13 protein-coding genes are annotated in these 14354 nt (G+C 64.8%); 3 read left to right on the top strand and 10 right to left on the bottom strand.

Features of this window, described 5'->3' with window-relative positions:
* Positions 1 to 433, bottom strand: a 433-nt coding sequence (locus MRBLSP13_RS04850) for a carbon starvation CstA family protein (RefSeq protein WP_363753066.1), incomplete at its 3' end; no start/stop codon positions are given.
* A 232-nt stretch (positions 434 to 665) separates the two neighbouring features.
* Between MRBLSP13_RS04850 and MRBLSP13_RS04855 the strand changes: the two genes are divergently transcribed.
* Entirely contained in the window at positions 666 to 1220 is a 555-nt protein-coding gene (locus MRBLSP13_RS04855) for a 2'-5' RNA ligase family protein (RefSeq protein WP_363739308.1), read from the top strand.
* A gap of 33 nt (positions 1221 to 1253) precedes the next feature.
* Here the strand turns inward: MRBLSP13_RS04855 and MRBLSP13_RS04860 are convergent, their stop codons facing one another.
* The 9 genes from MRBLSP13_RS04860 to MRBLSP13_RS04900 all read right to left on the bottom strand — a co-directional run bounded on the left by MRBLSP13_RS04860 (position 1254) and on the right by MRBLSP13_RS04900 (position 10122).
* Positions 1254 to 1676 (bottom strand): GFA family protein, encoded by a 423-nt coding sequence (locus MRBLSP13_RS04860; RefSeq protein WP_363753069.1) that lies wholly within the window; start codon positions 1674 to 1676, stop codon positions 1254 to 1256.
* 10 nt (positions 1677 to 1686) lie between these two features.
* Positions 1687 to 2334, bottom strand: coding sequence for a ribosome biogenesis GTP-binding protein YihA/YsxC (yihA, locus tag MRBLSP13_RS04865; protein WP_363753072.1), 648 nt, complete (start codon positions 2332 to 2334; stop codon positions 1687 to 1689).
* Positions 2335 to 2344: 10 nt separating this feature from the next.
* Positions 2345 to 4048: a membrane protein insertase YidC gene (yidC, locus tag MRBLSP13_RS04870; RefSeq protein ID WP_363753075.1), complete on the bottom strand. Its 1704-nt coding sequence runs from the start codon at positions 4046 to 4048 to the stop codon at positions 2345 to 2347.
* 35 nt (positions 4049 to 4083) lie between these two features.
* A complete protein-coding gene (gene yidD / locus MRBLSP13_RS04875) occupies positions 4084 to 4296 on the bottom strand; it encodes a membrane protein insertion efficiency factor YidD (RefSeq protein ID WP_133653450.1) in 213 nt (70 codons plus the stop codon).
* Positions 4293 to 4712, bottom strand: a complete 420-nt coding sequence (gene rnpA, locus MRBLSP13_RS04880) for a ribonuclease P protein component (RefSeq protein ID WP_414714695.1) — start codon at positions 4710 to 4712, stop codon at positions 4293 to 4295. The genes yidD and rnpA overlap by 4 nt, the downstream gene beginning before the upstream one ends.
* Positions 4713 to 4744: 32 nt before the next feature.
* Positions 4745 to 4879 (bottom strand): 50S ribosomal protein L34, encoded by a 135-nt coding sequence (rpmH, locus tag MRBLSP13_RS04885; protein ID WP_007683189.1) that lies wholly within the window; start codon positions 4877 to 4879, stop codon positions 4745 to 4747.
* A 201-nt stretch (positions 4880 to 5080) separates the two neighbouring features.
* Positions 5081 to 5851 carry a DsbA family protein gene (locus tag MRBLSP13_RS04890; protein ID WP_363753078.1) on the bottom strand — a complete coding sequence of 257 codons (771 nt, stop codon included), beginning with the start codon at positions 5849 to 5851 and terminating at the stop codon, positions 5081 to 5083.
* On the bottom strand, positions 5848 to 7200 hold the full coding sequence (locus MRBLSP13_RS04895; protein ID WP_363753081.1) for a M48 family metalloprotease: 1353 nt from the start codon (positions 7198 to 7200) through the stop codon (positions 5848 to 5850). The genes MRBLSP13_RS04890 and MRBLSP13_RS04895 overlap by 4 nt, the downstream gene beginning before the upstream one ends.
* Before the next feature lie 261 nt (positions 7201 to 7461).
* Positions 7462 to 10122, bottom strand: coding sequence for an Rne/Rng family ribonuclease (locus MRBLSP13_RS04900; protein WP_363753084.1), 2661 nt, complete (start codon positions 10120 to 10122; stop codon positions 7462 to 7464).
* A gap of 509 nt (positions 10123 to 10631) precedes the next feature.
* Between MRBLSP13_RS04900 and MRBLSP13_RS04905 the strand changes: the two genes are divergently transcribed.
* Both MRBLSP13_RS04905 and MRBLSP13_RS04910 read left to right on the top strand, forming a co-directional pair.
* A complete protein-coding gene (locus tag MRBLSP13_RS04905) occupies positions 10632 to 11591 on the top strand; it encodes an N-acetylmuramoyl-L-alanine amidase family protein (RefSeq protein WP_414714696.1) in 960 nt (319 codons plus the stop codon).
* Positions 11592 to 11676: 85 nt separating this feature from the next.
* Positions 11677 to 14214: a penicillin-binding protein 1A gene (locus tag MRBLSP13_RS04910; RefSeq protein ID WP_363753088.1), complete on the top strand. Its 2538-nt coding sequence runs from the start codon at positions 11677 to 11679 to the stop codon at positions 14212 to 14214.
* Positions 14215 to 14354: the final 140 nt, after the last annotated feature.

Consider the following 14354-nt stretch of genomic DNA (forward strand, 5'->3'; position numbering starts at 1 on the left):
CCAGCGACTTCCCGTCGCGGCGCATGGAGATGAAGAGGACCATGAAGTCCTGCACCGCGCCCGCCAGCACCACGCCCGCGATGATCCACAGCGTGCCGGGCAGATAACCCATCTGTGCCGCCAGCACGGGTCCCACCAGAGGCCCCGCGCCCGCGATGGCGGCGAAATGATGACCGAACAGCACGGTGCGGTCGGTCGCCACATAGTCGAGCCCGTCGGCGCGGCGGATGGCGGGCGTCGGCCGCGCCGGGTCCAGCCGCATCACGTTCCGCGCGATGTACAGCGCATAATAGCGATAGGCGACGAGGAAACTGCAGGCGGCCGCCACCACGATCCACAGGGCGTTGACCGCTTCACCGCGTGATACCGCCACCACGGACAGCGACGCCGCGCCGACCATCGCCATCACTATCCAGGGTATGTGCCGGGTCATCGCTCTCTGATTGCCTGTTCGTTGGAAATCCGCACAGTAGGGCCACAGCCCTCAAAGACAATCATCTTGTCGGAGGCCGGCATCTTGTCGGGAGGCCAGCCTGCCGCTCCACCCGCATGCCGCGCGCGTGATGATCCGGCGGCGCGGACAGGCGCGGCTTCAGCGGATTCGCCTTCGGCATAAAAAGAACATATCATGAACATATGCCGCCGAGTCGCATGGAGCAGATTGCATGGAAAGCCGCCCCACCCAGACCCTGTTCCGCCTGTTCTTCGCGCTGAAGCCGACAGCGCTGATCGCCCGCCAGACGGATCATTTCGCCGAAAGCATCGCTGGGGAAGCCCGGCGGGTCGCCGTGGATCATCAGCATGTGACGCTGGCGATCACCTGCGATCATGTCGATTATCCCTATGCCGTGATCAAGGCGCTGATGCGCGCCGGGACGGGCGTGATGGCGGAGCCGTTCGACCTGCGCCTGGACAGGCTCAGCATCGGCGGCCGGTCCGGCGCCTTGCGTCCATCCCGTCATGTCCCGTTGCTCGACGCGCTGCAGAAACAGATCGCGGCAGGGATGAAGGGGGCAGGGGTGATGCTGCGCCCCGGCTGGAGCTTCAGCCCGCACCAGACGCTCTTCTACCGCGACGGTCCACCGGAACAGCGTCGGGTGGAGGGCTTTGGCTGGCATGTCGACCGCTTCATGCTGATATGCAGCCATGTCGGGCGCACCCACCATGAAACCCTTGCCACCTGGACTTTGAAGGGGAGCGGACAGTACAGCCTTTTCTGACGAGTTGCGGCTTCAGCGCGGAAGCCCTTCGGATCAGTCGGAACCTGCGTCCTGGCCAATGATCCGTGGTGCCCGCACATAGCCGAAATCGCCCGTCCCCGACCAGGACCGCCCGTTTGGATAGCGCAGTTCGATGCCGGCAATGTCACGTTCGTCGGCCAGGCGCATATTGACGCCCATCATGCTGTTGCCGAACCGGGAAACCGCGCTGGCGGACAGGGTGAAATGGGTGGTCGATCCGCATCGCCCGCAAAACTGGATTTCCGCTGCCGGATCGTCCTTGTCCTCGCGGCAATAGCTGTGCGTGACACCCTCCACCTGCACCTCGTCAGGGTGAAGATAGGCCCAATGCGCACCGGACTTGCGGCACAGCGTGCAGTTGCAGGCGTTGATGAACTCCGGACGCTTCTCGATCGTCAGGCTGATCTGGCCGCAGAGGCAGGTGATCTTCACCATGGGCCCGTTCTTACCCCTGCGTCACGCTTTCCAGCACGGCCGCGCGCAATTCGGGCAAGCCCATGCCCTTTTCGCTCGACGTCGCGATGATGTCCGGATGCGCGGCTGGCCGTTTGCGGATCGCCTCGGACACGGCCTGCTTCACTTCCGCCAGATGGCTGGCCTTCACCTTGTCGGCCTTGGTCAGGACGATGCGATAGCTGACCGCCGCAGCGTCCAGCATGTCGAGGATATCGGTGTCGACATCCTTGATCCCGTGGCGGCTGTCGATCAGCACCAGCGTCCGTTTCAGTTTCGCGCGACCCCGCAGATAGTCGTTCACCAGGAAACGCCATTTGCGCACCATGTCCTTGGGCGCCTTGGCATAGCCATAGCCCGGCATGTCGACCAACCGGAAGCGCAGCGGGTTGCCGACGTCGAAGAAGTTCAGCTCCTGCGTCCGCCCCGGCGTGTTGGACGTGCGCGCAAGACCGTTGCGGTTCGTCAGCGCGTTCAGCAGCGATGACTTGCCGACATTGGACCGGCCCGCAAATGCCACCTCATTCACCGCCATGTCGGGCAGGAATTTGAGGTCCGGCGCGGATTTGAGGAAGGCGATGGGGCCTGCAAAGACCTTGCGCGCTTCCTCGATCAACTCAGACTGTTCCTGTTCGCTCAAATCGCCGGCCTTATTTCGCGGTCGCCGCGCTGAGTTGCGGGTGACGCTTGTAAAGCCACCATTGCTGCAACATCGACAGGCAGTTGTTGGTGATCCAGTAGACCAGCAGGCCCGCTGCGAAGGGCGCCATGATGAACATCATCATCCACGGCATGATCGCGAACACCTGCTGTTGCATCGGGTCCATCTGCGCCGGGTTCAGCTTGAACTGGAAATACATGCTGATGCCGAGCAGCAGCGCCAGCACACCGATGCCCAGGAAGGCCGGCGGGGTGAAGGGCAACAGACCGAACAGGTTGACGATATGCAGCGGGTCGGGCGCGGAAAGATCCTTGATCCACAGCACGAAGGGCTGGTGGCGCATTTCGATGGTGAGCTGCAACACCTTGTAGAGTGCGAAGAAGATCGGGATCTGGATGAAGATCGGCAGACAGCCGGCGAGCGGGTTCACCTTCTCGCGCTTGTAGAGCTCCATCATCTCCTGCTGCAGCTTGGGCTTGTCGTCCTTGTACTTCTCCTGCAGCGCCTTCATCTTCGGCTGCACCGCGCGCATCGCTGCCATGCTGGCGAACTGGCGCTGGGCGACAGGGAACATCAGGCCGCGCACCACGAATGTCAGGCAGATGATCGCCACGCCGAAATTGCCGATCACCGTGAACAGCCAGTGCAGCAGCGCGAAGATCGGCTGTTCGAACCAGTAGAACCAGCCCCAGTCGATCGCCCGGTCGAACAGCGGAATGCCCGCCCGTTCATAGGCCTGGAGCGTCTTCACTTCCTTGGCGCCGACGAACAGCCGGTTGGTCTGCGTCATTGCCTTGCCCGGCGCGACCATGACGGGCGCCAGGGCGGCGTCGGTCTGATATTGCGTGCCGTCGCCCTTGCGCATCTGGCCCGTGAAGGCGGCCTTCTGGTCGGGCACGAGGGCGGAAAGCCAATATTTGTCGGTAAAGCCGATCCAGCCGCCCGTCGACTGGAAGCTCTGCACCGCCGGACCCTTGGCCAGATCCTTGTAATTCACATCATAATTGGCCGCGCCGTTGAAGACGCCCATCGGCCCGACATGGATCGTCCAGGTGTCGGGATCGGCCGAAGGATGCGCCCGGCTGACATAGCCATAGCTTTTGACCCCCACCGCCCCGGCGCCGCTGTTCGACACCTTCTGCTGCGCGGTGATCATGTAATTTTCGTCGATGGAGTAGCGGATTTCGAAGGTCTGCCCGACGCCGTTGCTCCACGTCAGCGTGACGGGGCTGGTCGGCGTCAGTTCCTTGGCCGTCGTGGTCCACACCGTACTGCCGTCCGGCGTCTTCACCCCTTCGCCCTGCCAGCCAAAGCCCGCAAAATAGGCGTCCTTGGTGCCGCTGGGGCTGTAGAGGCGGATCGCGGGCGAATCCTTCGCGATCGTTTCCTTGTAGGTCGGCAGCACGATATCATCGATGCGTGCGCCTTTGAGGTTGATCGATCCGGTGATCTTGGGCGTGCGGATGGTCACGCGCGGACTGTCCTTCAGCACCAGGGCCAGATCACGGACCGCCGCGGCGCCCTCTGCTGCGGGGGCCGTGCCGGACGGGGTGAGCGGCGTGGTCTTGCCGCCCTCTATCCTGGTGGCCGGCGGATTGGCGGCAGGGAAGAAATGTTTGGCGACATAGGGCCAGCCGAACAGGATCGCCGCGGTCAGCAGCACCGCCAGGATGATATTCTTCTTGTCGTCCACGCTTGTCGGCTCCGCCGTGTCTCAAAAATTCACTGTCAGGGGACGGGATCGTATCCCGAACCGCCCCATGGGTGGCATCGCATTAGCCGCTTCGTGGCCAGCCAGCTACCCTTCACCGCACCATATTTGCCGATCGCCTGAATCGCATATTCGGAACAGGAGGGCGCATAGCGGCAGGAAGGCGGCAAGATGCGCGACGGACCCCATTGCCAGAAGCGCGCGACCAGGATGAGAAGGCCCCCGATCACGGCTTTTCCCGTCGATGTTCTTGCTTCGGTGCCCCGTCGCTTCCGGGAGCGGGCCGTGGAGTTTTCCGGCGGGAGGGACGATGCGCCTCACCCACCGGCCGCGACATCACCTTGCCCAGCGCCTTTTCCAGCTCCTGCCGAAGCAGGGCGAAGTCGCGCTCAATACCTTCGGCGCGCCCGATCAGCACATGATCCGCCCCGGCCATGCCAAACGCTGGCAGCAGTTCGCGCGCCAGAACGCGAAAGCGGCGCTTCATCCGGTTGCGGATGACAGCGCCGCCAATCTTTTTCGTGACCGTGATGCCGTAGCGCATCGCCGGATCGCCGTCGCCACGTTCGCGCACCAGCAGGACAAAGCCCGGCATGGGCGCACGCCGTCCGCGATTCGCCGCCAGAAAATCGGCGCGCTTGCCCATGACGGCAGGCGCGCGATCAAGCGGCGCGTCGTTCAGGCGCTCAGGCTCTTGCGGCCGCGGGCACGACGAGCGCGCAGCACGTTGCGGCCGCCGGGGGTCGCCATGCGAGCGCGGAAACCGTGACGGCGCTTCCGAACCAGATTGCTCGGCTGATAGGTGCGCTTCATCGTTCATTCCTCAAAAACTAAAAGAATCGGGCGTGACAAAAAAGGGCCGCTGGTGGGCGGCCGCATGTCAGGGGGCGTCCGATAGGCAAAAGGGACCGGCGAGTCAATGGCGGAGGAGAGAGGCAGCGCTCTTTTCGCTTTGCATGGAGCAGGAGAATCGGCTGATCCGGCGCATTCCCGAATCCAGCCGAAATCCAGCGACTATTTCTCCCGCGCAGTTGTCACCGCAGCCTTCAGCGCATCATAGCCCACGGCGCCGTTCAGCACCTGGCCCCCGATCACGAAAGTGGGCGTGCCGCTCGCCTGCAGCTTCTGCGCAAGTCCGATATTGGACTGGATCTCCGCATCATATCGGCCCCCCGTTATCGCCCCCTGCGCCGCCTTCGCGTCGATCCCGACCTTTGCCGCGGCCGCCATGATCGTCTCGCGCGTCACCTTGCCCGCGGCATAGAGCGCGCGATGGAAGGGCATATACTGGTTCTTCTCTGCCGCCAGCAGCGACACCTTCGCCGCGTCGATGCTCTCGTCGGACAGGATCGGCAGTTCGCGATAGACGATCTTCACCCTCTTGTCCTCGCCCACCAGCCTGGCGAGATCGGGCAGCGACGCCCGGCAGTAACCGCAGGCATAGTCGAAAAACTCGACCACGGTCACATCGCCATCGGCGGCACCCTCCCACGCGCCGGCATAGGGGGTTTCGATCGTCTTGCGGCTGGCGTCGATCATGCCCGACATCCGCTTCGCCTGCAGCTTCTCGACCGCCTGCGGAATGATCTCGGGATGTTCCATGATATAGTCATGCACGATCTGCTCGATCGCGGCCTTGTCACCGGCGTCGACGCGGCCCGTGCTCTGGGTGCCGAGCGCCGCGCCCGTCGCGGTGGCGGCGATGAAGGCGAAAACGCCAAGGGTCATCATGAAGGTCCTGTTGGAAAGCGCCGCGCGAAAGCTGGGCCGGCTCTGGTCTGTCATCGTTTCTTTCGCTTCTGTTCGACGGCTGCGCGGGAAACCATGGCGATATCCTGCGCCCGCAGATAGTCAACCGTGCCCGGCTTCAATCCCTGCATCGCGGCATCGGCGCTGCGCAGCGCCATCTGGTCATTGCCTATCATCGAATAGCGCTCCGCCGTAGCCAGCGCGGCGCGCGGCAAGTCGCCGCGATGTTCATAGACCACGCCCAACTGGTACCAGGCGAAGGGGTTTTCGCGATCGCGCGCAATCGCGTTGCGCAGCACCGTTTCCGCCTCCGCGAAATTGGCGTCATTCTCCGTAGCGATCAGCGCATGGCCCAGCAACGTGGCGATCAGCGGCTGGTTGGTCAGCCGCACCGCCTCGCGCAGGGGCGGGATGGCGTCGGCGGGCTTGCCGCTTTCCAGCAGCACCTGCCCTTTAAGCTCCAGGAAATAGGGATCATGCGGCGCGGCGGCCAGCAGGGCGTCGACCTCGCTGAGCGCCTTGTCCGGATAGGCGCTCTTGTGCCAGGCATAGGCGCGGGCATAATGGGCCGGGATCGACTGGTCGCTTTCGGGATATTTGAGCAGGGTCTGGTTGGGTTCCGAAACGAAGCCCACCAGCTTTGCCTTGATCCGTTCGAACCGGGCCTCCAGCTTCGGGTCCACCGGCTTGTCCCAGGCGGGATCGACCGTATAGACTTCCCGCAGCACATTGATGCGCTCGCCGGAAAGCGGGTGGGTGCGGCCATAGCTGTCGTCCTGCGGAATGGCGAGCCGATATTCCTGGTTCTGCAGCTTCTTGAAAAATTCCAGGCTGCCCTTGCCCGAAATCCCGGCCTTGCTGAGATAGCGCGCGCCGGCAAGGTCTGCGGAGCTCTCCTGCGCCCGCGAAAAGGCCAGGAACTTGCCCATCGCCGCCTGCTGCCCCAGGCCAAGGATACCCATGCCCGCTTCCGCGCCGCCCGCCGCGATCGCCGCCGCACCCAGGACCAGGCTCAGCAGGGTGATGCCGGTGGCCTCCTTCATCCCCTCGCCATAACGGATGACATGGCCGCCCTCGATATGGCCGAGTTCATGCGCGACCACGCCCTGCACCTGGTTCACATTGTCGGCGGCGGCGATCAGCCCGCTATGCACCCAGACATATTGGCCGCCCGCAACGAACGCGTTGATATTGGGATCGTTGATGACCAGCACCTGGACGTTGCGCGGCTCCATGCCCGCCGCCTGCACCAGCGGCGCGGACATGTCCGCCATGAAGGCCTCGGTCTCCGCGTCGCGCAGGATCTGCTGCGCCGCGGCCGGACGCGACAACAGGGCAATCGATGCGGCTGCAATGGCCGCGAAACGAAGCCAGCGCATGGTCATGCCATGACGGCTGGGCATTTTTGGGCGGGGCAGGGCAGGGAAAGGGAGCTCCATCGCTGAGGGTCAATGCCTTGAACGGGCTGAACGGGTGCTGAAAACGATTATGTAGCCTATTAAGCGGCAGGTCCAATAGCGGCTTTGGGGTGGAGAATGGCCACAAGCTCTCTCTCGGCACCGTTTAATCCTCAACCGAAAAGAAAAACGCCGCCGTCCGGCCGCCCTGGGGCGGCAAGACAGCGGCGTCTTTCATCCTGTGCCGGCTTATTGGCCGAAGGTGCGCTGCCACCAGCCGCGGCGCGGGCCGCCCTCGTCGCCCTCGCCCGTCGCGTCCGCTTCTCCGTCCATGGTGACCGTATCGCCGGTTTCGGGCGAAGCAGCCTCGGCGGGCGTGTCGGCCGACGGCGCGGCCTCAGCGGCAGCGACTTCCTCGACCACCGGATCGGCCTTCTTCCGCCGCGTGCGCTTGGGCTTGGCCGGAGCCGCGTCGGCGGCCGGCGCTTCCGGCGCAGCTTCAGCGGCTGCGGCTTCCTCCGCTACCGGCTCAGCCTTCTTGCGACGGGTCCGCTTGGGCTTGGCCGGCGCCTCTTCAGCAACGGGTGCTTCCGGTGCCGCCTCGACGGGCGTTTCCGCAGCGGCTTCGACCGCCTCGGCGGCGGGGGCGGCGCTTTCCTTCGCCTTGCGGGCACGGGGGCGACGCCGGGTCTTGGGCGCCTCTTCCTCGGCAGCCGCCTCTGGCGCGGCTTCCGCCACAGGCTCCTGGGCGATTTCGGCTTCGACGGCTTCGACCGCTTCCTCGCCGGCAACAGAGCCTTCGCTCACGGCGTCCTCACCGGCCTCGCGACGACGGCGTCCACCCCGGCGACCGCGACGGCCGCGGCGACGGCCCTCGCCCTCCGCTTCGGCGGCGGCGTCAGCCGAAACAGTCTCGGCCTCCCCTTCGGTCTCGCCTTCCTCTTCGGCGTCGTCGGCCTCTTCACCGGCCTCGCCCTGGATTTCGGATTCGGCGCGATTTTCGTCGCGCTGCCCACCGCGCCGACGACGGCGGCGACGGCGGCGTCGGCCGCCTTCACGGTCCTCGCCCCGCTCGGCGCGTTCCTCCTGCGCGGCTTCGACCTCTTCGATCTCTTCCTCGTCCAGTTCCTCGACGACGTCGAGATCGTCATCCTCCTCCACGATCGGCGTATAGTCGACCACCCGCTCCGGACGCGGCCCGCTGGCCTCGACCGACATGCGCGCGCCCTCTACCTCGCCATCGGGCAGGATGGCGATGCGCACGCCATAGCGCTGCTCGATCTCGTCCAGCTCGTGGCGCTTGTTGTTGAGGACGTAGAAGGCCGCTTCCTGGCTCGCGCGCAGCGTGATCAGGTTGCCGCGACCACGCGCCGCCTCCTCTTCCAGCATGCGCAGCGCGCTGAGGCCCGCCGACGAAGCGGTGCGGACCAGCCCCGTGCCCTCGCAATGCGGGCACTGGCGCGTGGAGGCTTCAAGGACGCCGGTGCGCAGCCGCTGGCGGCTCATTTCCATGAGGCCGAAACCGGAAATACGGCCGACCTGGATGCGGGCGCGATCGTCCTTCAGCGCCTCCTTCATCGCCTTCTCGACCTTGCGGATGTTGGAGTTCATCTCCATGTCGATGAAGTCGATGACGACCAGACCCGCCATGTCGCGCAGGCGGAGCTGACGCGCGATCTCGCGGGCGGCTTCCAGATTGGTGGCGACGGCGGTCTGCTCGATGCCATGCTCGCGGGTCGAACGGCCGGAGTTGATGTCGATCGACACCAGTGCCTCGGTCGGGTTGATGACCAGATAGCCGCCGGACTTGAGCTGAACGACGGGATTGTACATCGCCGCGAGCTGATCCTCGACGCTGGCGCGCTGGAACAGCGACACGGCATCGGCATATTGCTTCACCCGGCGCGCATGGCTGGGCATCAGCAGCTTCATGAAGTCCTTGGCCGCCTTATAGCCATATTCGCCCTCGACGATGACCTCTTCGATATCCTTGTTGTAGATATCGCGGATCGCCCGCTTGATGAGGTCGCTGTCATTATGGATCAGCGCGGGCGCGTCGGACTTCAGCGTCTTTTCGCGGATTTCGTCCCACAGCCGGGCGAGATAGTCGAAGTCGCGCTTGATCTCCGGCTTGGTGCGCTGCAGGCCGGCGGTGCGAACGATGCAGCCCATGGTCGAGGGCAGCGCCATCTCCGCGATGATCGACTTCAACCGCTTGCGGTCGGCGGCGTTCGAAATCTTGCGCGAAATCCCGCCGCCATGCGACGTGTTCGGCATCAGCACGCAGTAACGGCCCGCCAGCGACAAATAGGTGGTCAGCGCCGCGCCCTTGTTGCCGCGCTCCTCCTTGACGACCTGCACCAGCAGCACCTGGCGGCGCTTGATGACGTCCTGGATCTTGTAGCGGCGGCGCAGCGCCATGCGCTTGCGGCGCAGTTCGTCGGCGGCTTCGTCGCCCTTGCCGCGGCGGCCACGGCCACCCTTGTCATTCTCGGGCGCTTCCTCGCCATGCTCCTCATCGTCGTGATGATGGGTCGCCTCGACCACTTCCAAGCCCCCATCGGCGGCCGGATGATCGTCGTCATCGTCGAAATCGGCACGCAGCGCGGCCTCTTCCTCGGCATGCTCGCGCTCCTCGCGCAGCAGCGCTTCGCGGTCCTCGCGGGGGATCTGATAATAGTCGGGATGGATTTCACTGAAGGCCAGGAAGCCGTGGCGGTTGCCGCCATAATCGACGAACGCCGCCTGCAGCGACGGCTCTACGCGCGTGACCTTGGCGAGGTAGATATTGCCCTTGAGCTGCTTGTGCTCGGCCGATTCGAAATCGAACTCCTCGATCCGGTTACCTTTGACGACCGCGACCCGGGTTTCTTCCCGGTGGCGCGCATCGATCAGCATACGCATTGTCATTCATTGTTCTCCGGCGCTGGCGGCCGACGGCACTGGGCCGGGCTGCCGCGCGATAGTAAGGGGGCGGCGCGAGTTGCTGCATCGCCCGGTTTGGTTTGGAAAATTGCGTGTCTGCTGCCGGGGCAGGGCCGGACCATGTGCCGGACACCACCAACCACGCCGCATCGCCCGGGATCGGGTTCAGCGTCGATTGGAAATCATGCCTCATGCAGCGTCAACCTGTTCGTGCATCGATAGTGGCGTATCCGCCTGCCGATGCCATCGTGAATATCCAAAAAAGAACGGTCGCCCGATAAAGGCACGCCTTCTAAGGAATATGATTGGGTAGCAGTCAAAACCGCAGGGAGCAACGGCCCCTGGAAATATTGTTTCGCGCCAGCGGCACTTTGCTCCCAATACATCCTGCCGTTTATCGCCATCATGGTTAAGATTGGATTAAGCGGCCTGTTCGGCAATGCCCCGTCTCACAATGCCGCCCGCGTCGCGAACGGGAAGTGACGAGGTAAAAATTGCGCTGGACGGCGCCGGGCCGCGCGGTGCACAAGCGGCGCATGCTTCAAAGTCTTGCGCTCGCAAGCATGATCCTCTCGGCTGCGCCCGCTTCCGCTGATGGCCTTGATGGCGATCGGCCCGGCTTGCGCTTCGACGTGCCCGCGCACATGGCGCCTCGTCCGGCGAAGCGGCTCCACAGTATCACCGTTCCGATCCCTCCCGTCGCCCGTGGCGTCTCGCTTCCGCCGGTGGAGGGGCCGCGCGACGCGTCGCGTCCGCTGGTGGTGATTGATGCCGGTCATGGCGGCCATGATCCTGGCGCAGTCAACCGCGAGACTGGCGAGCGCGAGAAAGATGTGACGCTGGCCATCGCGCAGGCGATCCGCGATGAACTGGTGAAGTCGGGCAGGGTCCGCGTCGCGCTGACCCGCGACGACGACCGTTTCCTGGTGCTGCAGGAACGCTACGGCATCGCGCGCCAGCTCAACGCGGACCTGTTCATTTCCATCCACGCCGATTCGGCCGATAACGACAAGGCGCGGGGCGCAACCGTCTATACCCTGTCCGAAACCGCCTCCGACCGGGAGGCATCGCGCCTCGCCGCGCGCGAGAACAAGGCGGATGTGTTGAACGGCATCAACCTGGGCGGCCAGTCGGGCGATGTCTCGTCGATCCTCATCGACCTGACGCAGCGGGAATCGATGAACATGTCGGTGGCCTTCGCCCGGCTGCTCCAGCGCGAAGCGGCGCCCTATGTCCCGTTCCGCGGCAATGCGCACCGCTTTGCCTCGCTGATAGTGCTGAAGGCGCCCGATACGCCGTCGGTGCTGTTCGAAACCGGCTATCTCTCCAACAGCGCCGATGCGGCTTTCCTGGCGTCGAGGGAAGGGCAGGCGAACATCGCCCGGGGCGTGGCACGCGCCATCGAAGTGCATTTTGCGCGCAAGCTGGCGGCGAGCAGGGACCGGGGCGGTTAGCCAGGCGCGCGGCGGACGCGACATATCCCGCCACCGGCATTCCACTCTGGCGCTTCCCCGATTTTGACCTTACAGCCCGACCATCATGGAAGAGGCACGCCCCCAACACGCCGCATCATCCTTTGCTCAGCGCCTGCGTCGTGGCCTGAGCGGTTTTCGGCAGCGCCTCCAGCCCCATTGGGACAGGCGCTGGTTCCGCTGGATCGCGATCGGCCTTGGCGGTCTCCTGCTCGCTTATGCGCTGTTCTGGCTCATCTTCGCGCGCGGCCTGCCCGATGCGGCGACGCTGCTGGAATATGAGCCGCCCCTGCCGACCATAGTGCGCGACACCAACGGCCAGCCGGTCCACAGCTATGCCCGCGAACGGCGCGTGCAGCTCCAGTACAGCGATTATCCTCCGCTCCTTATCCGCGCCTATCTGTCGGCGGAGGACAAGACCTTTTTCGAGCATCATGGCGTCGACATCCCCGGCTTCATCGGCGCGGTTTTCGACTATGCGACCAAGATCGGATCGGGGCAGCGCGCCCGCGGCGGCTCCACCATCACGCAGCAGGTGGCCAAGAACCTGCTGATCGGCGACGAATATTCGCCCACGCGCAAGGTGAAGGAAATGATCCTCGCCTATCGCATGGAGGGCGTGCTGTCGAAGCAGCAGATATTGGAACTCTACCTCAACCAGATATTCCTCGGCCGCAACGCCTATGGCGTGCAGGCTGCGGCCCGCGCCTATTTCAACAAGGATGTGGCCGACCTCAAGCTGCACGAAATGGCCTATCTGGCGATCCTGCCCAAGGGACCGGCCAATTACCGCCCGGAAAGCCCGACCGGCCACGAACGCGCGCTGGAGCGTCGCAACTGGGCGCTGGGGGAAATGTACAAAAATGGCTGGATCACGGCGGCGCAGCGGAACGAGGCGCAGGCGCAGCCGCTCGGCACCGTGGCCGCGCACGGCTCCAGCTTCGATGCGCGCGCCGGCGGCTATTATATGGAGGAGGTGCGCCGCCGCCTGATCCAGCTTTTCGGGGAGAAGGCGGAGGATGGCCCCAACAGCGTCTATGCCGGGGGCCTCTGGGTGCGCAGCCCCTATGACCCGAAGATCCAGGACCTGACGACGACGGCGCTGCGCAACGGCCTGCTGCGCTTCGACGCGGGCAAGGGCTGGTCCGGGCCGGTCGCCAAGATCGACATGGATCGCGGCTGGCAACGGGAACTGGCGGCGAGCTATATCGACGTCGACTATGCGGGATGGCGCGTCGCCGTGATCGTCAGTCGCGATTCCTCCTCGGCGCAGATCGGCTTTTCGGACGGTTCGACCGGCACGCTGCCTGCCGACGCCGCCCAACTGCCCTATCGCAAGACAGGCGGACCAGCCTTTGCCGCGATGGCGCCGGGCGACCTGATCGTGGTGGCGCGCAACGGATCGGGCTGGGCGCTGCGCAACGTGCCGGAAGTTTCCGGCGGCATGGTGGTGGAGGAAACCCATTCGGGCCGCGTCCGCGCCATGCAGGGGGGCTTCGACAACCGCCTCTCCTCCTATAACCGCGCCACCCAGGCCATGCGGCAGCCGGGATCGACCATCAAGCCCTTCGTCTATGCCGCCGCGTTGGACAACGGGATGACGCCGGCCTCGATCATCGTCGATGGCCCGCTGTGCGTCTATCAGGGCGCGGGCCTCGGCCAGAAATGCTTCCGCAACTTCTCTGGGGGCAGCGCCGGGCCGCAGACGATGCGCTGGGGCGTCGAACAGTCGCGCAACCTGATGACCGTGCGCGCCGCCAGCCAGACCGGCATGGACCGCGTCGTGCGTACGATAAAGGCGATGGGGATCGGCGATTACCAGCCCTATCTCTCCTTCGCCCTGGGTGCGGGCGAAACCACGGTGGAGCGCATGGTGAACGCCTATGCCATGCTGGCCAATCAGGGGCGGCAACTCAGCCCCAAGCTGATGGATTATGTGCAGGACCGTCGCGGCAAGGTGATCTGGCCATTGCGCTGGCGTGCCTGCGATGGCTGCAACATGGCCAATTGGGATGGCAAGCCCATGCCGCGCTTCGGTTTCGAGGGGCGCCAGGTGATGAACCCCATGACCGCCTATCAGGTCGTCCACATCACCGAAGGCGTGATCCAGCGCGGCACCGCCACCGTGCTGGCCGACCTCAAGCGCCCGCTGTTCGGCAAGACCGGCACGACCAACGGCCCGACCAATGTGTGGTTCGTCGGCGGATCGCCGGACATCGTGGCGGGCGTCTATATCGGCTATGACCAGCCGCGCAGCCTGGGCGGCTGGGCGCAGGGTGGCCGCGTCGCCGCACCGATCTGGAAGGCGGCGATGACGCCGGTCCTGGAAACCATGCCCAAGACGCCTTTCATCGCGCCGGCCGGCATCCGCATGGTCACGATCGACCGCCGTTCGGGCAAGCGCGTCTACGGCGTCTGGCCGACCGACGAGCCCAAGCCCGCCGTGATCTGGGAAGCGTTCAAGCCCGAATCCGAACCCCGCCGATCGATCCGCAAGGAAGAGGTCGCCGCCCAGGACAAGGCCGCCGCCCGCATCGAAGCGACGGTCCAGCATCGTCAGCGCACCGACAGCGACTTCCTGCAGGACCAGGGCGGGATTTACTGATAGCGGTCAGGATGGCGAGCAGACAGGGGTTCCCGGTGCCCCTTTCCCGACCCTGACTCGGAGCAATAGGGTGCCCAACGGCAACAGCGTCCCACAAAAAACATCCTATTTCTCCAGCGGGCTGCCATTCAGCCTGTCCT

The sequence above is a fragment of the Sphingobium sp. LSP13-1-1.1 genome (assembly GCF_040676415.1).
Lineage (GTDB): Bacteria > Pseudomonadota > Alphaproteobacteria > Sphingomonadales > Sphingomonadaceae > Sphingobium.

Coding starts and splice junctions, on each gene's coding strand:
- rnpA (WP_414714695.1), bottom strand. CDS start 4,712: ATGGGCAAGCGCGCCGATTTTCTGGCGGCGAATCGCGGACGGCGTGCG.
- MRBLSP13_RS04855 (WP_363739308.1), top strand. CDS start 666: ATGGAAAGCCGCCCCACCCAGACCCTGTTCCGCCTGTTCTTCGCGCTG.
- MRBLSP13_RS04910 (WP_363753088.1), top strand. CDS start 11,677: ATGGAAGAGGCACGCCCCCAACACGCCGCATCATCCTTTGCTCAGCGC.
- MRBLSP13_RS04890 (WP_363753078.1), bottom strand. CDS start 5,851: ATGACAGACCAGAGCCGGCCCAGCTTTCGCGCGGCGCTTTCCAACAGG.
- rpmH (WP_007683189.1), bottom strand. CDS start 4,879: ATGAAGCGCACCTATCAGCCGAGCAATCTGGTTCGGAAGCGCCGTCAC.
- MRBLSP13_RS04860 (WP_363753069.1), bottom strand. CDS start 1,676: ATGGTGAAGATCACCTGCCTCTGCGGCCAGATCAGCCTGACGATCGAG.
- MRBLSP13_RS04895 (WP_363753081.1), bottom strand. CDS start 7,200: ATGACCATGCGCTGGCTTCGTTTCGCGGCCATTGCAGCCGCATCGATT.
- MRBLSP13_RS04900 (WP_363753084.1), bottom strand. CDS start 10,122: ATGACAATGCGTATGCTGATCGATGCGCGCCACCGGGAAGAAACCCGG.